We start from the raw sequence: 23,617 nt of genomic DNA on the forward strand, positions 1-23,617 counted from the left end.
TCAGGGAATCCAGCGATAGTCGGGTTTGGCGGTGACTTCGGGCACGGGGGCAGTCAGCTCTGCGCCACGTTTCGGGTCGGTAACGGCGGCCTGATCGACGAAGCCGTAGGAGACGCCCTTGTCGAACTGGCCGCCGCGATGTTCTACATCGCCGATGGTCTGGGCTGTGCCGGACAGGATGATCCCTTTCTCATATTCGCCGATGCCCAACATGGACGTCGCTGCACGGGCATTGCCGCGAAGGATCGTGTCGCCGCGCAGGACGGTGAGACCGGCGATGATAGCCTTGTCGCGTAGCTGCGCTCGGTCAGAGACGACGGCATGATCCTCCACCCGTGCCCGGTCGGCGACGGTGCCGGACAGGACGCGGGCATAGGGGCCGACATAGGCGGTGGCGGCGACCTTTGCGTCCGGGCCGACCCAGCCGCCGCCATTGGGATGGCGATGGCCGCCGGGGATGGGCGCGGGCGCGTCGGGCCGCGCGCCGTCCAGTTCCATCATCCAGGGATAGCGGTAGATGGAATAATAGGGCTGGTCCCAGCGGATTTTCTGCATCTGCGACGGTGTTGCCATCACGACGAGATAGAGGCCCTTGTCATCGGGGCGTATGGCGATTGCCGTCTGGGCGCGCGCGCCCCGCTGGAGCGGGCTGTAGCGGCTCTTGCCGTCCGCGCCGACCGCGACCACGCCCCAGCGCCAGTCGGAGGCGGGCGGCGGGATGCTGTCCGGTTCGTCGGCGAGGCCGGGCAGCTTCGCGGTGACGGCTGCCTGTTGCACGATGCCGCGGAAGGTGACGCTGACGCGGCTTTGTCCGGCGTCGGGGTTCAGTTTGACGATATTATAGCCCCAGCGTTGCGGCGCCCACATGTCCGGCACGGCATAGCGGCGCTTTTCGGCATCGACCGGGTCCAGCACCGTCGCGGCCAATATATCGGGGCCGCTACTCTGGTCGTAGCCGCCATAGTTTTTGCGATAGACGGCGCCATTGGCATAATCCCAATTGGCGTTGTGCAGCGCCCAGTCGCCGAAGGCGTCGTTCAACTGGTCCTGGGTCCAGCCCATGTTCGACCGGAGGACGGTGAAGGGGTCGGCGGTCAGGCGGGCGGGATCGTCCTTGCCCGGCGCGGTGCGCCAAAGGGCGTTGACGGCATCATAGCCGTGCCGGTCTTTGAGATATTCGAACCATTGCCAGTTGCAGTAGCGCGAGCGGGTCGAGCCATAATAAAGGTGCGGATATTGTTTGAGCAGCACCGAACAATGGGTGTTGCCGCGAAATTCGGGCAACTGGGTGGTCATCCAGTTGGCGTGGCTTTCGAACATCCAGCCGGTATAGGGCGAGTCCATCAGCCGGCCGGTCGCGGCCTGCAAGGCGTGGGTCAGTTCATGGGCGAGGCCGAACCGGTCCCTGAGCGCGCCCGGCCCGATCCACATGCCCATATGGCCGAGCGAGTCCGTGCCGCCGGTCAGGCCATAATCGACGCCGATATAGGCGTTGACCTTATACTTGGTGGCATCGCCGCAATGGGGCATCGGGAAGCCCAATGTGTCGATGAAGTAGGACCAGACATATTCCAGATGCGCGGCCGCCGCTTTTGCATCGGCCGGATCGACGGTGCCGGGCTTCCAGTGGAAGGCGACATGGGCGCTTTCCATCTGGAGCGGCAAAGCAGAGTTGGCCGCGTCGCCCGGATCGGTCGCTGCGACGGTCCAGGGGGCGGTGGCGCAAATAGGATTTCCGGGGCTTAACTTCGCATATTTCCCGCTGGTTTCGACATTTTGTTGCGCGGGGCTGATCCTATCGGAAAGTGCCGCCGTGCAATTTTCAGGCGAAAGCCTAGCCGTTGTGCTGGAAATAGGACAGCGATCGGCCCCTGTGAAATTCTGCGACCGGGGCAGGGCGGCCAGCGCCGCGCCCCCCATCGTCAGACCAAGCGCTGAGGCGAGGAGGGCGCGGCGCATCGTCATCAGCGCGGCGTCAGCGTGATGCGGGTGGCGGTGGTGCTGAGCGGGATGGCATAGCCGCCCCGGTCGGCCGTGCCGCCGCTGAACGCATAGGGCTTGCCGTCCTTCGTCGTGGTTTCGAACAGCAGGCGGGCCTTGGCTGTCGCCGCGTCGGCGGGATCGAGCGTCAGTACAACCTGTCCCGAAGCGGCGTCATAATCGGCGCTGACGATGCGGCCGGCCTCCAGCGTGATCCACAGGCCTGCGGGCGCGATGAACAGGCGGCGGCGGGCGCCATCCTGCGGCACGATATGGATTTTACCCGCGTCGTCCGTGACCTTGCCGCCGAAACCTAGCCAGCCCAGATCCTTGTCCTTCACCGCATAGGTGGCCGAAGCGATCGCATGGCCGTAAAAGCCCATGCCATAATCGCCGCTGATCGCATCCCACTTCATCATGTCGGGCCAGCTATGGAAGGCGGCGGCGCCGAAGCCCTGCTGGTCGATATTGGTGATGCCGCCCATCATGCCGCCATAGGCGACGCGCAGCAGGTGGAGATCGTCCGGGTTCTGGCGATAGGCGTCGAACAAAGGCACCGCGTTGAGCGCAGACCCATAATGGTGAATCTGCCGTTCGATCCGCGATACCTTCCCGCCATAGAGGAAGTCCCAATAGCGGCGGGCATTGCCATTATAGCCCCAGCTTGGGATGGTCGGATCATAGCCAAGGATAACCTCCTTGGTTACATCCGCCTGCGGCTGATAACCGAAATAGCGCATCCAGGCATAGACTTCGGGCTGGCCGGTGGAGTCCCAGGCCATTTCGCTGCCGAACGGATATTTGAGCGTGCGCCAGTGATCGGCGCGGCCCTTCATCAGTTTCTCCATTTCGGTGGCCTCGGTCGTCAGGCCTTCGCGCTTCAGATCCTTGAGGATGTCGAGGAAGATGTCGCCTTCCATCTGGCCGAACTGGGCATAATAGGGCGCGTCGCGCATCATCGCAACCGAGGTGCGATAGGCCCAGTCGAGATAGAAGCGCCAGTCATGCTGCTTCACCAAACCCTGATTGTCGCGGGCAAGGCGGTACAGCACCCAATGGCCGATCGCGACATGGGGGTAATTGTAGGAGCGGCCGAGATCGTCCGAATCCTTCTTGGACCAGGCGGTCCAGTTCTTCCAGTTGATCGCCGGATCATAATAGTCCGGAAATAACTTCGGGTCGTAGTAGAAGAGGCTCTTCTTGACCGCGCCGGCTTGCGGGCCATCGGCGACCTGAAGATGGCCGAGCACGGTTTCATTGACCACGCGTTCGAGCTTGGCGACTTCCTCCGCATTGGGGTTGTCGAGCTGCTTGATCGCGGCGGCGACCCAGCTGCCCGCGCCCCCCTCGTCGCTCATCCCCGCGACCCAGACGCGACCGTCCTGCGTCAGGATCTTATTCTCTTCCCGGTCATAGGAGAGGATGGCAGGCGAGCGGTGGAAGGGATCATCCTTGCCCTCGAACCACTGGTTCGTCGTGGTGAAATGGCCGATATCGGCCATCACCTGCTCCAGCGGCTTGGTGATATAGTAGCTGACGGTCTGGGCCTGCCCATCGGCATAGGTGACGGTCAGGCGGGCCTGACCCCAGCCCGACGCCTTCACATCATAGCGTGCCGAACCGGGGCTGCTTTCGACCGGCGTGGCGGTCAGCGCCCCGGCGGGGAAGCTCTCGATCTTCGCGACGGGGCTGGCGGATTTGAGGTAAAGGCTGGCCGACTGGTCGGTGGGCACGACATAGCCGGGGATGCCCACTGCGACGGGGCGCTTGTTGGCGACCAGCGTATCCTCGATCGCGCGGATGCTGGGCGCGGTGACGAAGCGCAGGCCGATGGTGCGGCTCTGGCCGGGCGCGAGCGTGATGCTGGTCGCGTCATTCCATTGCGGGCCGGCCTTGGCCCATTCCTTGTCGACGAAACCCTTGCTGGCGACGGTCCAGTCGTAAAAGCCTTCGGAGACCTGCGTGCGCGGGCTGCGGTCGGTGAAGATGTCGTCCTTGGGCGCCGCACGGGCTTCGAGGACCGGGCGATAGGCTTCGAGCGGCGTGTTCTTCTCGGGCAGGACCAGTAGCGCCGGACCCTGACCATTTAGGCGCGTCACCTGCAAATAGCCGGCGTCGCGACCGATATAGGGATCGACGAAGCTGGCCTGCGCATGCGCCTGATCCAGATCGCGGTCGAGGATGATATTGTCGAACACCATCGGCATGCCGAGCGAACCGATCTCGACCGGGGCGTTGCTGCTGTTGACCAGCGTAAACCGCAGGGCGAGGACGCCATTGTCGTTGACCCATTGGCGTTCGACGCGCAGCGGGATGCCCGCGCCCATCGATGCGGTGATGTCGGCGGCGGCCAGTATATCGCCGCGCGCGACCAGCTTCACGATCGGTTTGCGGGCATGGGCGGAGGCATAATCCTGCCATGCGCCATCGCCGCTCTTCAGGCGGAGATGGAGGTCGCCGATATGGACATAGCCGTCGCCAGCCCGTTCCGCTTCGCGGGCGGCGGGGACATAATCGAACGCGGCGTCGCCGCTGGGCGAAAGATGCGCCAGCGTCTGCGTGTCGGTGCGGAGCGCAAGGTCGAAGGTCGGCGTCTTGTACGCGGTCTTCGCGATCGGCGGGATGACCTTCCTGGCGGGCTGAGCCTCGGCGAAGGCGGCCTGCGCCGGGATCAGCGCGGGCACGGACGCCAGCAGCAGGGCGATCAGGGGGAGCTTCTTGATCATGGTCGTCCTCGTCATTTCGCGGCGGGGGTGCGGGCGGCCTGTGGAGCCGTGAGCGCGGGCGGGGTTTCGCCCAGCAGGTTGAGCGTGAAATAGTCGCGCAGCTTCTTCCAGAAGAAGGGCTGATAGACGCGGTGGGTGGTGTTGGGCAGGACGACCAGATCGACGTCGCGCCCGGCATCCATCAGCGCCTTGGCGAGGCGGAAGCTTTCCGTCACCGGCACATTGTCGTCGATATCGCCATGGATCAGCAGCAGCTTGCCCATCAGATTGCCGGCGACCGACATGTTGCTGTTGCGCTCCCATGTCGCTTCGTCCGGGTTGCCCATGGACACTTCGGGCCACCATGTCTTGTCGAGGCGGAGGTCGTGATTGCCGGAGGAGGAGACGCCGACCGTGAAGAAATTCGGACGCCGCAGCACGAAGCGGGCGGTGTCGTAACCGCCGGCCGATCCGCCGAACACGCCGACGCGGGTGGCGTCCATATAGGGATATTTCGCGGCCATCTGTCGGATGAGGCTGATATGATCGTCCAAGCCGACTTCGCCCAGATTCTGATAGGCGGGCAGGCGGAAGGCCTGTCCCCGGCGGGAGGTGCCGGTGCCGTCGATCATCACCACGATCGCGCCGATCTGCGCCACGGCATTGCCGGCCACGCGATGCGCGTCGTTCCAGGTGGCCGGCACGTCGGTCGTGGTCGGGCCGGTATAGACATTGTCGATGATGGGGTAGCGGCGCTTCGCATCGAAGTTCGCCGGGCGGAAGATCATGCCGTAGATCGGCGTATGGCCGTCCGCCGCGACGCCCTGGAACGGTTCGGGCGATGTATAGCCGACGGCGCGCAGGCGGCTGTCGTCGGCGGTGGCGAGGTCCATGACGATCCTGCCGGTCTGCCCCTCGCGCAGCACGGCGTGAGTGGGGCTGGTGGGGCTGGACATCTGGTCGACGATCCATCGGCCGTCGTCGGACAGGGTCGCGTCATGATCGAGCGGTTCGGGCGTCAGTTCGGTCGGGTCGCCGCCGTTCAGCGAAACGCGATAGAGTGCGCGCCAATAGGGATTGCGGGTCTTTTCGCGGCCCACGCCGGTGACGATGAGGGAGGATTTGTCCCCGGCGACATGGTCGACCGACAGCACTTCCCATTCCCCCCGAGTAAGCGGTTTCCCGCCATCGGGCGCATCAGGGGTGACGAGATAGAGCTGCGCCCAGCCGGACCGTTCGGAGATGGAGAGTTCTCCGCCCAGATCAGGCGCGGGCAGGATCATGCTGGACGTGACGGTGACGAGCGGCTTGACCGCTTCATGCGCGACGATGCGCGCGGCGCCGCTGTCGGGATCAGCCTGATAGACCGCCTGTTGCTTGTAGCCGCGTTCGGTCCAGAGGATGCGCGGCTTGCCGTTCACCCAGCCCATGTCGGGCGGCGAGGGATAGAGGATGGATTCCGAGGGAATCGCGAGCGGCACGATCTTCGCCTTGCCCGCCTTCATCGCCTGTTCGATGTCGATGACGAAGCGGGTCGCCTGCGGCAGCTTTTCCGCGCCGGCGAGCGGGTAGACATAGGAGAAGCTGCGCGGATAAAATTCGCCCGGCGGGTTTTGCTGGGTGATGGAGAGCTTCTTCACGTCGCGCGTGTCGAGCCGCCAGCTCAGCAGATAACGGCCATCGGGCGACCATGCGCCGGACACGGGCATGTCCGGTTCTTCGGTGCCGGCGCGCAATATGTCGGCAAGTTGCGGGATGGAGCGGCCATAGGGCTGTTCGCGGGTGCCGTCAGTGGTGAGGGCGACTTGCTTGCCGCTCTTCGTATCGACCGCGATCAGGTTGTAATTGCGCGCGACGATGCGGAAGCGGCCGTCGGGTGAAGGGAGGGAGAGGTCTTCCTTCCGTGGCGCTTCGACGATCTTCTCGGCCTTGCCATCGGCGGCGAGGGTCCAGCGGCCATCCAGCGCGGCGAAGCGCAGAGTCTTGGTCGCCGGATCATAATCGACTTCGGCGATATGGGCGGCTTCTGCGTCGACGCTCTTGCCGGTTGCGGCGCTCAGAGCGGCGAGAATCTGCGCGGTGGTCGCGACCTGCGTCTTGGCGAGCGTCGAAAGATCGACATAGGTGTAGCTCTGCGCGAGGCGATTGCCGGTGCGGTAGAACAGACCCTTGCCCTCGGCGACGAAGCGCGGGGCGACGTCTGCATTGTCGATCAGGTCGGACAGGCCCTGGCCATTGAACTTGTCGGACAGGGCATAGCGGGCGCGGATGTCCGGCGCGGCGGCGGCTGCCGGTGCCGTGGTCCGGGCATGGGTCGGGGCCGCCATGGCGATGATCGCGCCGGCAAGGGCGAGGAGGCTGATCGACCGGGAAACAAGGGTAAGACGGGCACGCACGGGACCTGGCACCTGTAGTTTTTGGAAAAGATGGCGCCGTCATGACCGTGAACCATGGACAGGTCAACAATAATATACGATATAAGATCAGCCTTTTTCATGCTGGCCCGACGAAGGCGGCATGGCATAAGGCGTAAAAGGATTGGATGACGGGCATGGATGATCAGCGGTTTCAGGCAGAGGGCGGGGGTATCGCGCCGCTGATGACGGGGCGGCTGCACCATGCCGTGGCACAGCGTATCGCGATCCAGATCGTCAGTGGTACGCTGCCCGTCGGCCATGTCTTCGCGGCCGAGGTGGACCATGCCGAAACATTGGGCATATCGCGATCGGTGCTGCGGGAAGCCTTCCGCATCCTGACCGCCAAGGGGCTGGTCAGCAGCAAGCCCAAGGCGGGGACCAAGGTCAATGAGCGGCGCAAATGGAGCATGCTCGATCCAGATGTGCTGGCCTGGCAGATCCAGTCCGCGCCGACCGAGGAATTTCTGCGCGACCTGTTCGAGCTGCGCATGATGGTGGAGCCGCAGGCGGCGGAAATGGCGGCTTTGCGGCGTAATGACGGGCAGTTGGTGGACATGGCCAATGCGCTGGACGCGATGGAGCGATACACGCTGGCGACGGAAAAGGGGCGAGCGGCGGACCAGCGATTCCATGGATTGCTGATGGAAGCGGCGTGCAACGAGATGCTCTATGCCCTGTCCAGTTCGATCATGTCGGCGATCGCCTGGACCACGGCGACCAAGCAGCGGGTGCAGGAATCGCCGCGCGACCCGATGCCGGAGCATCGCGCCCTCTATCGCGAGATCGCCGCGCAGAATCCGCGTCAGGCGCAAAAGGCGATGCGGACGCTGATCGAACTGGCGCTGTCCGACATGCAGATTGCGCTGCGTCGATAAGGCGCTGAAATCCTGCCTCTTCCGATGATAGCGGCGATTGGGGATTGACAGCAAAGGGGCACGCTCTATCGTATAGTATACGATATTCGGTAGGAGTGTTTAGGAATGAAAGCCAATCGCCGCGAGTGGCTGGCAGGGGTGGCCGCCCTTGCCGTCTGCGCTGTTCCCTTTTCGGGCATGGCCGCGATCGCGCCCAGGATTCCGTTGCGCGCCAAGCCGCTGCCGCTGACCGATGTGCGCCTGCTGCCGTCCGATTATGCGACGGCGGTGGAGGTGAACATCGCCTATCTCCTGTCGCTCAGCCCCGATCGCTTCCTCCATAATTTCCGCAAATATGCAGGGCTGGAACCCAAGGCGCCCATCTATGGCGGCTGGGAATCCGACACGATCGCCGGGCACACGCTGGGCCATTATATCACCGCCTTGGTGCTGGGCTGGCAGCAGACGGGCGATGCCGAATGCCGCCGTCGGGCCGATTATATCGTCGATGAACTGGCGCTGTGTCAGGCGCAGCGCAAGGATGGCTATATCGGCGCGCTGGGCCGCAAGACCAAGGACGGCCAGATCGTCGATGGCGAGCAGATTTTCCCCGAAGTGATGCAGGGGCAGATCAAGTCGGGCGGCTTCGACCTCAATGGCAGCTGGTCGCCGCTCTATACCGTCCACAAATATTTCGCCGGTCTGCTCGACGTGCATGGCGCCTGGGGCAATGCCAAGGCGCTGGAGGTCGTGATCGGCCTTGGCGGCTATTTCGAGACGGTGTTCGCCGCGCTCAATGATGCGCAGATGCAGGAATTGCTGAACTGCGAATATGGCGGCCTGAACGACAGCTATGCCGAATTATACGCCCGCACCGGCGACGCGCGCTGGCTTGCGGTGGCGGAGCGCATCTATGACAAAAGGGTTCTCGATCCGCTGGTGGCGCAGGAGGACAAGCTGTCCAACTTCCACGCCAATACGCAGGTTCCCAAGCTGATCGGCCTCGCCCGCATCCATGAACTGACCGGCAAGGACGAGCCGGGCCGGGCCGCGCGCTTCTTCTTCGATCGGGTGACGCAGCATCACAGCTATGTCATCGGCGGCAATGCCGATCGCGAATATTTCTTCGAACCTGACACGGTGGCGCTGCACCTGACCGAATCCACCTGCGAGCATTGCAACAGCTATAATATGCTGAAGCTGACGCGGCACCTGTATGGCTGGCAGCCCGATGGCGCGCTGTTCGACTATTATGAGCGGGCGCATCTGAACCATGTGATGTCGGCGCAGAATCCGGCCAATGCCGGCTTCACCTATATGACGCCGATGATGAGCGGCGCGCCGCGCGGCTATTCGCAGCCGGACGAGGATGCTTTCTGGTGCTGCGTCGGTTCGGGCATGGAAAGCCACGCCAAACATGGCGATTCCATCTATTGGGAGGGCGACGATACTTTGTTCGTCAACCTGTACATCCCGTCCGAAGCGCAGTGGAAGGCGAAGGGCGTCGGCCTGACGCTGGACACCGAATATCCGTTCAAGCCCGATATCAAACTGACGATCGACGCGGTGAAGCAGGGCGCCTTTTCGCTGGCGCTGCGCATTCCCGGCTGGGCCAATGGCCGCTTTGGGTTGACGGTGAATGGTGCGCCGGTGTCGGTGAAGCCCGCCAATGGCTATGCGGTCGTCACGCGCCGCTGGAAGAAGGGCGATGTGGTGGCGCTGAGCCTGCCGCTCGACCTGCGACTGGAGGCTGCGCCCGGATCGCCCGATGTGGTGGCGGTGGTGCGCGGGCCGATGGTGATGGCGGCCGACCTTGGCCCGGCGGAAATGGACTGGACCGGTGTCGAGCCGGCGATGGTCGGCGAAGACCCGCTGGCGGCGTTCGCGCCGATCGTATCGGATCGTCCGCGCTATCGCACGCAGAACATCATTCGCCCGGCCAATCTGGCGTTCGTGCCTTTCTACAGCCAATATGAACGGCGCAGCGCGGTCTATTTCAAGCGATTCTCGGAATCTGCCTGGAAGACCGAAGAGGCCGCTTTCCTGGCGGAGCAAGCGCGGCAGAAGGATATCGCCGCCCGGTCGATCGACATCATGCATCTGGGCGAAATGCAGCCTGAGCGCGACCATGCGCTGACGTCGGAATTGAGCTATCCGGCCTCCTATCGTGGGCGCAATGGCCGCGATGCGCGGTCGGGCGGCTATTTCGAATTCACCATGAAGGTGAAGCCGGGGCCGTTGCTGTTGCAGGCGACCTATTGGGGCGGGGAGCGCAAGCGCAGCTTCGACATATTGGTCGATAATGTGAAGCTGGCGACGCAGAGCCTGGACAATGACAAGCCGGGCAAGTTCCTGGACGTCGATTATCCGATCCCCGAAGCGCTGACCAAGGGCAAGGCCAGCGTCAAGGTGCGTTTCGTGCCGCATGATCGCAGTTCGGCCGGGCCGGTGTTCGGCGTGCGGCTGTTCACGGCCAAGCCGGCAACGGCTGCATGAGCGATAGAATTGCGATGACCCTTGCGGAGGCCGATGTGCTGGCCCGCAAGGTGCTGGAAAGCCGGGGACTGGCGCCCGATCATGCCGCCGCCGTCGCCCGGACGATGGTGGCGGGTGAGCGGGACGGCTGCGCCTCGCATGGCCTGTATCGCCTGCTGGTCGCGGCCAATTCGATCGAGCGGGGCGTGGTGGTGCCCGACGCCGTGCCGGTGGTGAGCGAACCGGCCGCCGCGCTGGTGCGCGTCGATGGCAAGGGCGGCTTTGCGCAACTGCCGTTCGAGCGCGGGCTGCCGCTGCTGATCGAGAAGGCGCGTAAATTTGGTATCGCGGCGCTGGCGCTCAACAATGTCGTGCATTTCGCGGCGCTCTGGCCGGAGGTTGAGGCGCTGACCGATGCGGGCCTTGTGGGGCTGGCCTTTACGCCCAGCCATGCCTGGGTCGCGCCGGAGGGCGGGACGAAGCCGGTGTTCGGGACCAATCCGATCGCCTTTGGCTGGCCGCGTCCGGGTGGGCATCCCTTCGTCTTCGACTTTGCCACGAGCGCGGTGGCGCGGGGCGAGATCGAACTGCATCGGCGCGCGGGCAAGACGATCCCGCCCGAATGGGGCTATGATAGCGAAGGCCATCCCTCGATCGATCCCAAGGCGGTGCTGGATGGGGCGATGCGCACCTTTGGCGGGCATAAGGGGTCGGCGCTGGCGGCGATGGTGGAACTGATCGCCGGGCCGCTGATCGGCGACATGACCAGCGCGGAATCCATGGCGGCCGATGAAGGACGCATGGGATCGCCGATCGGCGGCGAACTGGTGATCGCGATCGACCCGGCCGGCTTTCTGGGCGCGAGCGTGGAGGATCATCTGGGCCGGGCCGAGGCGATGTTTGAAGCCATCACCGGGCAAGGCGCGCGTCTGCCCGGATCGCGGCGCTATGTCGCGCGGGCGAAATCGGACGTGGAAGGCGTGCGCATCCCGGCGCAGCTCCACCGGGATATAGTGGCATTGTTGGAAGGGGAATTGGCGTGACGATCTTTGGCGGCCGAAACTGGCTGCTCGCAGGCGCGGCCTTCATCAGTCTGGCGGCGCCTCTCGCGCACGCGCAAACTGCGGATCAGTCCTTCGAAGCGATCTATTCCTCCGAATATGACTGGCGGCAGAAGCAGTTCGGGCCGAGCGAGGATGGGCCGAAGGATCAACCGCTGATACTGCCCGATGTGAGCGCCAAGGCGCAGGCGGCGCGGCTCGCGCGCTGGGAGCAGGTCGAAAAGCAACTGGCGGCGATCAAGGTCGATCAACTGTCGCCGGAACAGAAGATCAATTTCGCCGTCTATAAAGGACAGATCGATGCGCTGGCCGCCGAGCAGCGCTATCATGAATATGAGAAGCCGCTGAACGCCGACACCAGCTTCTGGGGCGATCTGGCCGGATGGGCGCGCGATCCGCTGCGCGATGAGGCGGGCGCGCGGCACTATATCGCCATGCTGCGCGACATTCCGCGCTATTATGATCAGCAGATCGCGAATATGCGGGCCGGGCTGAAGCGCGGCTTCACCCCGGCGCAGATCACCTTGCAGGGCCGCGATATCGGCGTCGAGCAGGTGGCGAATGCGAAGAGCGTGGAGGAGAACCCCTTCTACGCGCCGTTCAAGGCTTTGCCCGCGACCATTCCCGCCGATGTGCAGGCGACGTTGAAGAGCGAGGCACAGGCCGCGATCGCGCAGGCGGTGGTGCCGGCGCACAAGACGCTGCTGACCTTCCTGCGGCAGGACTATCTGCCGGGCGCGCGCAAGGATCTGGCCGCCTATAAACTGCCCGACGGCAAGGCCTATTATCAGTCCAAGATTCGCGAGTTCGTGACGCTCGACAAGAGCCCGGAGGATATCCACCAGATCGGCCTGAAGGAAATGGCGCGCATCCGCGAGCAGATGGCGGAGGTGATGCAGCAGGTGGACTTCAAGGGCGACCTGCCGGCCTTCCTGACTTTCCTGCGGACCGATCCGCAATTTTATCCCAAGACGCCGCAGGATCTGCTCAATCGGGCGGCCTGGATCGCCAAGACATTCGACGGCAAGGCATCCGAGTTTTTCGGGCGGATGCCGCGCATGCGATTCGCGATCAAGCCGGTGCCCGACCACATCGCGCCTTTCTATACCGGCGGGCGCGGCGGCCCGGGCATCTATCTGGTCAACACCTATAATCTGCCGTCGCGCCCTTATTATTCGCAGGTCGCGCTGACGCTGCATGAAAGCGCGCCGGGCCATGCGATGCAGATGCCGCTGGCGGCGGAGAATAAGGCGCTGCCGGCCTTCCGCCGCGATACCTATCTGTCCGCCTATGGCGAGGGCTGGGCGCTCTATTGCGAGGCGCTGGGTGAGGATATGGGCATGTATGAAACGCCCTATGACCGGTTCGGCATGCTGAGCTATCAGGCGTGGCGCGCGTCGCGGCTGGTGGTCGATACCGGCATCCATGCGATGGGCTGGACCCGGAAGCAGGCGCAGGATTATCTGCACGACAATACGGCGCTGTCCGATCATGAGATCGAGACGGAAGTGGACCGCTATATCGCCTGGCCGGGGCAGGCGCTGTCCTATTATATGGGCGAGCTGGCGTTCGTCGATGCCCGCAAGAAGGCCGAGATGGCGCTGGGGCCGAAATTCAATATTCGCGCTTTCCATGACGCGGTGCTGGCGCTGGGCGCGGTGCCGCTGCCGGTCATCGACCAGCGCGTCGACCAGCTGATCGCCGATGGCGGCAAGGGGCCTTATCCCGATGAAGAATGAACTGCTTGCCGGCATCGCGCTGGTTCTGGCCGTCGCGCCCGCCGGGGCGCAGGAGGCGCGTCAGATCAGCGTGCCGGGTAATCCGATCCTGGCCGATGGCGATTATTATTCGACTGATCCGGCGCCCTTCGTCGCGGACGGGGCGCTGTGGATCCTCGCCGGGCGTGATCAGGCGCCGCCCGACGTCAATGATTTCATCATGGGCGAATGGCAGTTGCTGAAGACCGACGATCCCAAATCGGGGAAATGGACCCATTATCCCGCCATCGCCAAGCCGGAAAATGTCTTCGCCTGGGCGGAGGAGGCGCGGGCCTATGCCGGGCAGATCATCCAGGGGCCGGACAAGCGCTATTATTTGTACGCCCCGGTGCTGGAGAAGGATAGCGATGCGCAGGATCGCTTCGCCATCGGCGTGGCGGTGGCGGACAGCCCGACCGGGCCGTGGCGCGACGCGCATCCCGCCGGGCCGATCATCTCGCAACGGGCGCCGGTGAAGAATGATATCCAGAATATCGACCCCACCATCCTGATCGATGATGACGGGCGGGTCTATATTTATTGGGGGACGTTCGGCCAGTTGCGCGGCATGGAGCTGGAGCGTGACATGATCACGCCCAAGGGGCCGGAGCGCAGCATCGAGGGGCTGACCGGGTTTTTCGAGGCGCCCTGGATCATGAAGCGCAAGGGCGTCTATTATATGCTCTATGCCGGGAACAGGGCCGGGCCGAAGTCCGATTGCACCCCGGCGGTCTATCATGCCTGTATCGCCTATGGCACGGCATCTTCGCCCATGGGGCCGTGGACCTATCGCGGCGTGGCGCTGAAGCCGGTATCGTCGACCACGTCCCATTCGGGCGCGGTGGAGTTTAAGGGCCAATGGTATCTGGCCTATCATACGGCCGATGCGAAGGGCGGCGGGCATTTCCGGCGCAGCGTGGCGCTGGACAGGATCGAGTGGGACGACAGCGTGACGCCAGCGCGCATCCGGACCGTCGTGCCGACCTTGCGGCCGCAGCCGCCCCTCGCCCCGACGCGGAACATTGCGCGGGCGGCGTCGGCCACGGCCTCCAACGCGCCGCTGCCGGTGCAATATTGGATCAAGTCGCTGAACGACGGCATCACCAAGGCTGCGCCATTGCCGCCCGACATGTGGGGCAGCTGGTCGCCGAACAATCCGGCGAGCCAGTGGATCGAATATCGGTGGAACAAGCCCGTGACGATCGACGGATCGCGCATCTGGTTCTGGAACGACCAGCCGGCGGGATCGGGTGTTGGGGTTGCGCCACCGGCGAGCTGGCGGCTGGAATATTGGAACAGCCTTGGCAATGGCGGATGGAAGCCGGTGCCGGGTGCGAGCGCCTATGGCACCGAGCCGGGCGCGTTTCAGGACGTGACCTTCCCGCCGATCCGCACCCGCTGCCTGCGCGCGGTGATGACGGCGTCCGGCGATGGCAAGAGCCATGCGGGGCTGGCGGTGCAGGAATGGGAGGTTCTGGCGCCCAAAACCGCGCCGCCGGTGGTGCGGGACGCTGAAGCGAAGCCTGCGCCGGGATGTAGCTGAGGCTAAGCGCGCCTAGCAAAAATCGGGACGAAGAAGGGGAATGCGGGCGACTGCATTTCCTTTTTTTATGATTTTTCAAAGGCTTGAATTTCGGAATTTCACCTATCGAAACTTTGTTGCCGTCCTGTTGCAATCCCCTTGACTCCGACAAAATAAAGTAAGTAGTATACGATATAAGTTAAGGCGTTTAGCCGGATAAAGGGGAAGTTCGGATGAAGTCACGTACGGTTCTCAACATGTCGGCGGCTTTGTCCGCCCTTGCACTTGCTTCGGTTTCAGCCATGGCGATGGCGCAGGACGCGCCTGAAACGCCGGCTGTCGCGGAGGGCGCGAAGCCCGATATCATCGTGACCGGCGTGCGCGGCGCGGTGGCGGCGGCGACAACCAAGAAGCAGAATAGCAAGCAGATCGTCGATTCGGTCGTCGCCGAGGACGCCGGTAAATTGCCGGACAATAACGTCCCCGAGGCATTGGCGCGTGTGACCGGCGTGCAGATCGACCGCGCACGTGGTCAGGGGCAGGGCGTCACGATCCGCGGGCTTGCCGAAGTGCAGACTACCGTCAACGGCAACAACACCAATCTTGGCGATGGTCGTTCGCTCAATCTGGCCGACATTCCGGCGGAACTGCTCAAGTCCGTCGACGTCTACAAGACCCGGTCGGCCGATCAGGTCGAAGGCGGCATCGCCGGCACCGTCAATGTGGAACTGCGTCGCCCGTTCGACCTGAAGAAGGGCTGGACCATCGCCGGCAGCGTACGCGGTTCCTATGACGATATTTCGGAGAAGGTCAGCCCTTATGGCAGCCTGCTGGTGGCGAACCGTTTCGAAACCGGCATCGGCGAAATTGGCTTTCTGGTGAACGCATCGCTGACCAAGACCAATTATCGCGAAAATTATATCGACAGTGAATCGCCCTTCACGACGGCGGTCAATGGTTCCAACATCGTTATCCCCTATCGCGCGCAATATGGCATTGAGCAGGGCAATGTGAAGCGCCCGTCGATCAACGCCGTGCTGCAATGGCAGGCCAGCGACAATCTCGATTTCGTGCTGGAAGGCGGCTATCTGGGGTCGCGTGAAAAGCGGTCGGTCGAGCGCCTTTATGTGCAGGACATGCCTTTCGCCGCCAACTATAGCGACATCGTCCTGATGCCCGACGGCAAGACGGTGAAGTCGCTGACGGTCAGCAATCCCAATGGCATCGCTGCGGGTATCGACACCCAGTATAACAGCTTCCATTCCAACCTCTACACCAGCAATCTGGAAGCGCACTGGCATAATGATCGCGCCCAGTTGAACGTGGGCGTCCAGTATAACTGGTCGAACGAAGGCAATTATTTCGTCGAGACGATCCTGCGTCCGAACAATCTGAATTCGGCTACGGTCGATTTCGCGTCCGATCTTTACAGCAAGGGTGCGCCGTCGATCACTTTCAATGGCGTCGATCTGTCCGACATTTCCAGCTATGGCGTCGATCGCTTCCAGGACAATCGCGGCGGATCGAAGAACAGGGAGTTTGCCAGCCAGGCTGACCTGACCCTGAAACTGAGCGACGAGTCCTTCCTGCGCAGTTTGCAGGTCGGTGGCCGTTATAATCAGCGCAAGACCAGCCGCTATTATGGGTATCGTGACGGCTTCCCCCGTGTGAACGGCGAACGGGCGCCGCTCAGCCTGCTTCCCGGCTTCGGCGATGCATCGTTGGTCGGCCCCGACATCGGTGGTTCCACCATGCAATGGTATCGGGTTCCGGGGGCGACCCTGCTGGCAAACATTGACGCTATCCGCGCCTTCATCCAGCAATATGATCCGGGCAATGCTGCGCGGTTCGCCAGCGAATTCCCGCCGAGCGACCTTGGGCAGACCTTCCAGTCCAACGAGAAGAATTTCGCCGCCTATGCTCAGGTCAACTGGGGCTTCAAACTGGGTAATATCCCGGTCGATGGCGTGACCGGCGTGCGCTACACCAATACCTGGGGCAGTTCGAACAGCTTCAACTACCGTCCGGGCGACGTGACCAACGGGTATCAGGACATCGTTCAGGAATCGCCGGGCCGCGGCAATTATTATGACGTGCTGCCCAGCGCGACCGCGATCATCCACTTCACGCCAAAGATGCAGTTGCGCCTGGCCTATAGCACCAACGTCCAGCGCCCCAGCTTCTACGACTCGCGGCCCTTCTATTTTGCAGAAACGCGGGCCAATCCACCGATTATCTATGCCGGCAACCCGGACCTGAAGGCGCAACGCGACAAGGCGTTCGACATCAGTGCCGAATATTATTTCGGGCGTGGTGGACAGATCTCGCTCGCCGGCTATCACAAGAAGACCACCGGTTCGCTATTCTACAGCCGCGAACTGGTGACGGCTGCGGAACTGGCGCTCTATGGCGTTAATGCGCCCTCCGGCTATGTCGAGCAGTTGCGCAATGTGGGCGATGGCACCTTCACGGGGGTCGAGGGCACGTTCCAGACCTTCTTCGACTTCCTGCCGGGGGCTTTGCGCAATTTCGGTGTGAAGCTGAATGGATCGCACATGTTCAAGGCGCGGATCGAATATGATGATGAGGAGAGCTTCCCCGGCGAATTCGACTCCCCGAACACGTCGAAATGGACAGCCAACATGGAGCTGTTCTACGATACGCCCAAGTTCAGTGCCCGTGTCGCCTATAATTACCGCTCCTTGTATCGCATGGGGGTATGGCTCGACCCCAATAGCGGCAATGCGCATGATGCGACCTATTCGCCCTATAATGCCGCGACGGAACGACTGGATGCCGCTGTCAACTATACGCCGGTCAAGTTCATGACCCTTTCGCTGGAAGCGACGAACATATTGGGTAGCGACGTGTTCCGCTATCATGGCAGCCAGAATCTTCTGCCGCTCGGCGTCCGCACGCTGGCGCGGACTGCGCAGGCCAGCGTTCGCTTCCGCTTCTGATCATAATGCGCAGCTAGACAGACAGAGCGGTCGTGGCGGGGTTTCGCCACGGCCGCTTTTTCTTTGAGGGGGGATAAGAGCGTGCGGATAGTTGCGATGGGAATGGCATTGCTCGCGCTGACGGCGGGGCATGGGCAGGCGAAGGAAGTGACGGTCATGGTGCCCGCCACCGCCATGCCGTGGAATCCCGGCATCAATGGCAAGAAGAGTTTCGGGCGGCGCGACGGCAGTCGGCCGGTCATGATTGCGGGGCAGCATCTGTTCGAAGGCGCCAAGGTCCGCTTTGCGGCGTCGGGGGAAACCACGACCATTCCCGGCGGCATCGCGATCGGGCCGGACGGGCAGGCGGATTTCGTGGCCGACGACAATATCGGCAATTCAGGCCTGGTCTTTCCCGGCCATTATGTCGATCGGGCGACGCGGCCGGTGAAGCTGAATGCGCTGCTCGGCGCCTTCATCGATGCGGATGGCCGGATCGTGGGCGCGCCCTTTCTGGTCGGGGCGCAGGCGGCGGTAAGCGTGCCGGCCGGCGCGATGGGTATTTCGCTGGGCATCAATGACGACATCTATGCCGACAATGCGGGCAGCCTGACAGTGACGGTCGATATTCCCGAAGCCAAAGTGATCGTGGAGGATAAGGAGGGGCAATGATGAAGGGGATTTTGTGCGCCGCGATCCTGCTGGCGTCGGCCGCGCCGGCGATGGCGCGGGATATTCAGATCAGCGTCGATGCCCGATCCGGCCCGTGGCTGAACAAGGCCAACAAGAAGATGCGCTATGGCAAGGGGGATGAGCAACCGCCCGCCATGGTCGGCGGCTTCGTCAATGACACGGCCGAGAAGATTGCGATCATGGTCGACGATGGCGCCATGACGCAGGTCGACGGTCAGGCTGTCGGGCCTGAGGGTCTGGAGGGCCAGGCGGTGGACGACCAGCCCGGCGATGGTGGCAAATATTTCCCCAGCCTTTATGCGCCCAAAATACTGTACCCCAATAATCGCCACGCGCTGATCGCGGCCTTTGTCGACGCGAAGGGCGGCCTGATGGGGCGACCCTTTGCGGTGGGCAAGGGCGCGCGGGTCACGATCCCGGATCAGGCGGCGGGTCTGGTGATGGGGTTTAATGATGTCAGCTTCGCCGGGAATAGCGGGGCGCTGAACGTCACCGTCACCGTGCCGGACGAATGATCGACCTTTTATGCGAAAGGAGCATGTCATGATGCAAAGCAGAACCCTGACCGCCCTGCTGCTGGTGGGGATGATGACCGCTTCCGCCGTGATGGCGCGCAAGCCGGCGGCCGAGAAGCGCTGCGTGCTGCAAAGCCGGGTGGCCGCGCCGGTCGTGCGCGATGACGGGCGGCTTTATTTCCGGGGGCAGCCGGACCGCAAGCAATCCTATATCGCGGTCTTCAAGGGCGGCGCCTGTCCCGGCCTCAACCGTTTCGCGACCGCAATCGTGGAGTCGACGGGGGCAGGCTATTGCGAGGGGGACAAGGTGCGCGCACTGGCGACGCCCAGCCAGATTCCCGGCCCGCTCTGCGTCATCGATCATCTGATGCCCTTTGCCGGCAACGTCGATGATCCCGTGCTGGATGAGAGCGGTAACAAATGATTGCCGCACTGCAAAAAATCCGTTGCAGCCTCTAACCTAATATCGTATACGATATTTATATCAGCAGAAAAGGCAGGAAGAACGAATATGGCAATTGGTTGGAAGGGCGTGTTCCCGGCGGTGACGACGCAGCTGCGCGAAGATCTTTCGATCGACCTCGCCGACACGCAGCGCGTCGTTGACGATCTGGTCAAGGACGGCGTCACCGGCGTCATTGCCCTGGGGACTGTGGGCGAGAACAATTCGCTGGACTATGACGAGAAGGTGTCGGTTCTCTCCGCGATCGTCGAAGTCGTGGACGGCCGCGTGCCGGTGATCACCGGCGTTTCGGAGTTCGATACGCGCCGTGCCGTGCGCTATGCGCAGGCTGCTGAAAAGGCCGGTGCCGATGGCCTGATGTTGTTGCCGCCGATGGTCTATGTGACCAAGGCCCATGAACTGGTGAACCATTTCAAGGGCGTGGCTGACAACACCGGCCTGCCGATCATGCTCTACAACAACCCGCCGGCCTATCGCACCGTCATCGACCAGGAGGTTCTGACCGCCCTGATCGACGTCAAGAATATCGTTGCGGTCAAGGAATCTGCGCCCGACACCCGTCGCTTCACCGATTTCCGCAACGCCTTTGGCGATCGCTATACGCTGTTCGCCGGTCTGGACGATGTCGCGCTGGAAGGCCTGTATCTGGGCGCGCAGGGCTGGGTATCCGGCCTGACCAACGCTTTCCCCAAGGAATCGGTGGAACTGGTGCGCGCGTTCGAGCGGGGCGACCATGCCAAGGCGATGGAAATCTATCGTTGGTTCATGCCGCTGCTGCATCTGGATGCCGAACATGATCTGGTCCAGTCGATCAAGCTGGCCGAGCAGGTGATGGGCCGGGGGTCCGAGCGCGTGCTGCCGCCGCGCTATGTGTTGCAGGGCGAACGCCGCGCCGAAGTGATCGCGATGGTCGAAAAGGCCGCTGCGACCCGGCCGGACCTGTCGATCGCGGCTGCGGCCTGATACAGGGCGGCGATGCGTCACACTTTCTTCTGCATCGATGGCCATACGGCCGGAAACCCCGTCCGCCTGGTTGCGGGCGGGGCGCCGCTGCTCAAGGGCGCGTCCATGTCGGAACGGCGGCAGGATTTCCTGAACCGTTTCGACTGGATTCGCACCGGCCTGTGCTTCGAACCGCGCGGGCATGACATGATGTCGGGCGGCTTCCTGTATCCGCCCTGCGATCCGCAGAATGACGTCGGCATCCTGTTCATCGAGACGAGTGGCTGTCTGCCCATGTGCGGGCATGGCACGATCGGCATGGTGACGTTCGGGCTGGAGCATGGGCTGATCCAGCCGGCGACGCCGGGGCGGCTGAAGGTCGAGGTGCCGGCCGGCGTCATCGACATCGCCTATGAGACGGAGGGGCAGAAGGTGACGGCGGTGCGCATCACCAATGTCCCGGCCTATGTCGCGGCGAAGGGGATCGCGGTCGATGTCGAAGGCATCGGGCCGCTGTCGGTCGACGTGTCCTATGGCGGCAACTATTATGCGATCGTGGAGCCGCAGGGGGCCTATACGGGGCTGGACGATCTGGGCGCGGCGCAACTGATTGAACTGAGCGGCCGCATTCGCGAGGCGGTGCGCGCGAAATATGAGCCGGTGCATCCGCTCGATCCCACGATCCGGGGGGTGAGCCATATCCTGTGGGCCGACAAGCCCAAGGGCGAGGACGCCGATGGCCGCAACGCCGTCTTCTACGGCGACAAGGCGATCGACCGCAGCCCCTGCGGCACCGGCACGTCGGCGCGGCTGGCGCATCTGGCGGCGTCGGGGCGGCTGAAGGTCGGCGAGCGCTTCGTGCATCAGAGCTATATTTGCAGCCGCTTCATCGGGCGGGTGGAAGAAGCGGTGATGCTGGGCGATCAGCCTGCGATCATCCCGTCGATCGAGGGATCGGCGGTCGCGACCGGCTTCAACACCATCTGGATCGATCGCGCCGATCCTTTCTGGGCGGGCTTCCAGGTTAGCTGACCCCATAATTATGACGACAGGGGGCGGGCGGCTTCTTATGTCTTTCGCATATTTAGACGAAAGGCCTGATTTGGTTTCGCTGCCCGCCCCTGTTGCTCCCGATTCGATCAAAGCCGATGACGCCGTCGCTGCGCCAGAACTCGATGGCAAGGGGCCGCTTTGGCTCCAGATCCGGCGGGCGCTGGCCAATGCGATCCTGAGCGGAGGCTGGCCGGCGGGGACGCGGGTGCCGTCCGAACTGGTCCTGACCGCTCATTATGCGACATCGCGGATGACCGTGCACAAGGCGATCCAGAGCCTGGCGACCGAGGGGCTGGTGCAGCGCCGCACGCGGCTGGGGACGCTGGTGACGGAGCGGGCGCGCGAGCGGCCGGTGATCGAAATATGGGACCCGGCCGATGCGGTTCGACGCGGTGGCGGCCGCTATGGCTATCGCCTGATCGAGCGCGAAACCTATCAGGGTGAAGACGGCGGGGCCTATCGCGCTGGAGCGGGCGACGTGCCGATCCTGCGGATAGTGTGCCTGCATCTGTTCAACGACCGGCCGTTCCAGTTGGAGGAGCGCTTCGTCAATCTGCGCGCGGCGGCGGGGCTGGAGCGGCAACCGCTGGACGAGGTTAGTCCGGGGCAATGGCTGCTGGCGCATGTCGCGCTGACCGATGTGCGCCACCGCATATCGGCGCGGGGCGCCGACGCGCGGATCGCGGCGCATCTGGACGTGCCGGTCGGGGAAGCCTGCCTGGTGGTGGAGCGGCGCACCTGGAACGAGGCGACGCAGGTGACGCTGGGGCGCTTCTGGTATCCGGGCGAAGATCATGAACTGGAGGGTGCGTTTCGGCCGGCCTGGTAGGGGCTATCGATCCCTGATTCGGCGCAGCGTTGTGGCGAAGCGGGCGGCGATCGCGTCGCGGGCGATGTGGCGGCCATCGCGTACCCATAAGCGGCCATGGCGCCAGACGGTATCGATCGCGTCACGGCCGCGCGCGAAGATCCAGCGGTCGAGCAGGGCGTCGCCAACCGCGCCGCTCTCATCGGGGCGGAGGGCGACGATGTCTGCCGGGGCGCCGACGACCAGCGCGGACTGTGTGCCGACACATTGCGCGCCGCCGCTGAGCGCCGCGCGATAGAGGCGTCCGCCGGTCGATCCGCCGGGCTGCGCGGCGACATTGCGCTGTTGTCGCGTCAGGCGCTGGCCATATTCGAGCAGGCGCAGTTCCTCGCTGGCGTCGATGCGGACGTTGGAGTCCGATCCGATCGCGATGGTGCCGTCCTGGGCCAGCCAGTCCGGCAGGGCAAACAGGCCGTCGCCCAGATTGGCTTCGGTAATCGGGCACAGGCCGGCCACGGCACTGGTCCGGGCGGCGCGGGCGATTTCCTGCGCGTCCATATGCGTGGCGTGGACGAGGCACCAGCGTTGGTCGACCGGCATATGGTCGAGTAGCCAGGCGACCGGGCGCGCGCCGCTCCACGCGATGCAGGCCTCCACTTCGGCCTGTTGTTCGGCGATGTGGATATGGACCGGGCCGTCGGGCTGGAGGGGCAGGATCGCGCGCAATTCGTCCGGCGTGACGGCGCGTAGTGAATGGGGGGCGATGCCGATCCGGGCACCGTCGAGGGGGGCAATCGCGGCGCGGCTGTCGGTCAGCAGGCGCGCATAGCTGTCGATCGAATTGATGAAGCGGCGTTGCCGGTCCGATGGCGTCGCGCCGCCAAAGCCGGAATGGGCATAGAAGACGGGCAGCAGGGTGAGGCCGATGCCGCTGTCATCGGCGGCCTGCGCTATCGAGGCGGCCATGGCGGCGGGATCGGCATAGGCTGCGCCGTCCGGCTGATGGTGGAGATAATGAAATTCGGCGACGCTGGTGAAGCCGCTTTCCAGCATCTCCATCTGGGCCATGGCGGCGATGGCGCGGACGTCGTCGGGCGTCAGCGTGGCGACCATCGCATACATGGTTTCGCGCCATGTCCAGAAACTGTCGGTGGTGGAGCCAGCGCATTCGGCCAGGCCCGCCATGGCGCGCTGGAAGGCGTGGCTATGGGCGTTGGGGAGGCCCGGCAGGCCGATCGCGTGGCGCTGGTCGTCGGTCGTAACTGCGCTGTCCGGTTCGACACCCACAATGAGTCCGTCCTGCAAGGTGATGCGGACATGGCGCGCCCAGCCAGTGGGCAGCAGGACCTGTTCGAACCAGATGGATGTCATGCGCAGCTCCTAATTTCCGCTGGACAATAATCGCTCGGGCTGTTTTGTATATACAAAATGAG

General features: G+C 63.6%; 16 protein-coding genes. 12 read left to right on the forward strand and 4 right to left on the reverse strand.

Annotation, left to right across the window (positions count from 1 at the left end):
• The 3 genes from BMX92_RS21885 to BMX92_RS21895 are packed head-to-tail and all read right to left on the reverse strand — an operon-like array spanning position 1 to position 7,081.
• Entirely contained in the window at positions 1-1,965 is a 1,965-nt protein-coding gene (locus BMX92_RS21885; protein WP_218145819.1) for an Svx/AvrXca family virulence/avirulence protein, read from the reverse strand.
• Positions 1,965-4,706 carry a DUF5695 domain-containing protein gene (locus BMX92_RS21890; RefSeq protein ID WP_218145820.1) on the reverse strand — a complete coding sequence of 914 codons (2,742 nt, stop codon included), beginning with the start codon at positions 4,704-4,706 and terminating at the stop codon, positions 1,965-1,967. Before BMX92_RS21890 ends, BMX92_RS21885 begins: the two co-directional genes overlap by 1 nt.
• A gap of 11 nt (positions 4,707-4,717) precedes the next feature.
• Positions 4,718-7,081, reverse strand: coding sequence for a S9 family peptidase (locus BMX92_RS21895; protein WP_218145821.1), 2,364 nt, complete (start codon positions 7,079-7,081; stop codon positions 4,718-4,720).
• 155 nt (positions 7,082-7,236) lie between these two features.
• On the opposite strand from BMX92_RS21895, the gene BMX92_RS21900 reads away from it, so the two are divergent.
• From BMX92_RS21900 to BMX92_RS21955, 12 genes are all read left to right on the forward strand, one after another.
• A complete protein-coding gene (locus BMX92_RS21900; protein ID WP_093020567.1) occupies positions 7,237-7,977 on the forward strand; it encodes a FadR/GntR family transcriptional regulator in 741 nt (246 codons plus the stop codon).
• Positions 7,978-8,082: 105 nt separating this feature from the next.
• The gene (locus tag BMX92_RS21905; RefSeq protein WP_093020513.1) at positions 8,083-10,452 is read left to right on the forward strand and encodes a glycoside hydrolase family 127 protein; all 2,370 of its coding nucleotides are present in this window, start codon (positions 8,083-8,085) and stop codon (positions 10,450-10,452) included.
• Positions 10,449-11,474: an Ldh family oxidoreductase gene (locus BMX92_RS21910; protein WP_093020515.1), complete on the forward strand. Its 1,026-nt coding sequence runs from the start codon at positions 10,449-10,451 to the stop codon at positions 11,472-11,474. The genes BMX92_RS21905 and BMX92_RS21910 overlap by 4 nt, the downstream gene beginning before the upstream one ends.
• Positions 11,471-13,231 (forward strand): DUF885 domain-containing protein, encoded by a 1,761-nt coding sequence (locus tag BMX92_RS21915; RefSeq protein WP_256213545.1) that lies wholly within the window; start codon positions 11,471-11,473, stop codon positions 13,229-13,231. Before BMX92_RS21910 ends, BMX92_RS21915 begins: the two co-directional genes overlap by 4 nt.
• Positions 13,221-14,792, forward strand: a complete 1,572-nt coding sequence (locus tag BMX92_RS21920; protein ID WP_093020519.1) for a family 43 glycosylhydrolase — start codon at positions 13,221-13,223, stop codon at positions 14,790-14,792. Before BMX92_RS21915 ends, BMX92_RS21920 begins: the two co-directional genes overlap by 11 nt.
• A gap of 212 nt (positions 14,793-15,004) precedes the next feature.
• Positions 15,005-17,731 carry a TonB-dependent receptor gene (locus BMX92_RS21925; protein ID WP_093020521.1) on the forward strand — a complete coding sequence of 909 codons (2,727 nt, stop codon included), beginning with the start codon at positions 15,005-15,007 and terminating at the stop codon, positions 17,729-17,731.
• Positions 17,732-17,827: 96 nt separating this feature from the next.
• Positions 17,828-18,382 carry a hypothetical protein gene (locus BMX92_RS21930; protein ID WP_093020522.1) on the forward strand — a complete coding sequence of 185 codons (555 nt, stop codon included), beginning with the start codon at positions 17,828-17,830 and terminating at the stop codon, positions 18,380-18,382.
• Positions 18,379-18,918, forward strand: coding sequence for a hypothetical protein (locus BMX92_RS21935; RefSeq protein WP_143066843.1), 540 nt, complete (start codon positions 18,379-18,381; stop codon positions 18,916-18,918). The genes BMX92_RS21930 and BMX92_RS21935 overlap by 4 nt, the downstream gene beginning before the upstream one ends.
• A 28-nt stretch (positions 18,919-18,946) precedes the next feature.
• A complete protein-coding gene (locus tag BMX92_RS21940) occupies positions 18,947-19,342 on the forward strand; it encodes a hypothetical protein (RefSeq protein ID WP_093020526.1) in 396 nt (131 codons plus the stop codon).
• 87 nt (positions 19,343-19,429) lie between these two features.
• Positions 19,430-20,344, forward strand: coding sequence for a dihydrodipicolinate synthase family protein (locus BMX92_RS21945; RefSeq protein WP_093020528.1), 915 nt, complete (start codon positions 19,430-19,432; stop codon positions 20,342-20,344).
• A gap of 12 nt (positions 20,345-20,356) precedes the next feature.
• The gene (locus tag BMX92_RS21950; RefSeq protein WP_093020530.1) at positions 20,357-21,355 is read left to right on the forward strand and encodes a 4-hydroxyproline epimerase; all 999 of its coding nucleotides are present in this window, start codon (positions 20,357-20,359) and stop codon (positions 21,353-21,355) included.
• 70 nt (positions 21,356-21,425) lie between these two features.
• Positions 21,426-22,205 carry a UTRA domain-containing protein gene (locus tag BMX92_RS21955; protein WP_256213546.1) on the forward strand — a complete coding sequence of 260 codons (780 nt, stop codon included), beginning with the start codon at positions 21,426-21,428 and terminating at the stop codon, positions 22,203-22,205.
• A 3-nt stretch (positions 22,206-22,208) separates the two neighbouring features.
• Here the strand turns inward: BMX92_RS21955 and BMX92_RS21960 are convergent, their stop codons facing one another.
• Entirely contained in the window at positions 22,209-23,555 is a 1,347-nt protein-coding gene (locus tag BMX92_RS21960) for a formimidoylglutamate deiminase (RefSeq protein ID WP_093020534.1), read from the reverse strand.
• Positions 23,556-23,617 lie beyond the last annotated feature (62 nt).

Origin of the sequence: Sphingobium sp. YR768 (genome assembly GCF_900111125.1) — a bacterium.
Lineage (GTDB): Bacteria > Pseudomonadota > Alphaproteobacteria > Sphingomonadales > Sphingomonadaceae > Sphingobium.

Coding starts and splice junctions, on each gene's coding strand:
- BMX92_RS21885 (WP_218145819.1), bottom strand. CDS start 1,965: ATGACGATGCGCCGCGCCCTCCTCGCCTCAGCGCTTGGTCTGACGATG.
- BMX92_RS21890 (WP_218145820.1), bottom strand. CDS start 4,706: ATGATCAAGAAGCTCCCCCTGATCGCCCTGCTGCTGGCGTCCGTGCCC.
- BMX92_RS21900 (WP_093020567.1), top strand. CDS start 7,237: ATGGATGATCAGCGGTTTCAGGCAGAGGGCGGGGGTATCGCGCCGCTG.
- BMX92_RS21905 (WP_093020513.1), top strand. CDS start 8,083: ATGAAAGCCAATCGCCGCGAGTGGCTGGCAGGGGTGGCCGCCCTTGCC.
- BMX92_RS21910 (WP_093020515.1), top strand. CDS start 10,449: ATGAGCGATAGAATTGCGATGACCCTTGCGGAGGCCGATGTGCTGGCC.
- BMX92_RS21920 (WP_093020519.1), top strand. CDS start 13,221: ATGAAGAATGAACTGCTTGCCGGCATCGCGCTGGTTCTGGCCGTCGCG.
- BMX92_RS21925 (WP_093020521.1), top strand. CDS start 15,005: ATGAAGTCACGTACGGTTCTCAACATGTCGGCGGCTTTGTCCGCCCTT.
- BMX92_RS21930 (WP_093020522.1), top strand. CDS start 17,828: ATGGGAATGGCATTGCTCGCGCTGACGGCGGGGCATGGGCAGGCGAAG.
- BMX92_RS21935 (WP_143066843.1), top strand. CDS start 18,379: ATGATGAAGGGGATTTTGTGCGCCGCGATCCTGCTGGCGTCGGCCGCG.
- BMX92_RS21940 (WP_093020526.1), top strand. CDS start 18,947: ATGATGCAAAGCAGAACCCTGACCGCCCTGCTGCTGGTGGGGATGATG.
- BMX92_RS21945 (WP_093020528.1), top strand. CDS start 19,430: ATGGCAATTGGTTGGAAGGGCGTGTTCCCGGCGGTGACGACGCAGCTG.
- BMX92_RS21950 (WP_093020530.1), top strand. CDS start 20,357: ATGCGTCACACTTTCTTCTGCATCGATGGCCATACGGCCGGAAACCCC.
- BMX92_RS21960 (WP_093020534.1), bottom strand. CDS start 23,555: ATGACATCCATCTGGTTCGAACAGGTCCTGCTGCCCACTGGCTGGGCG.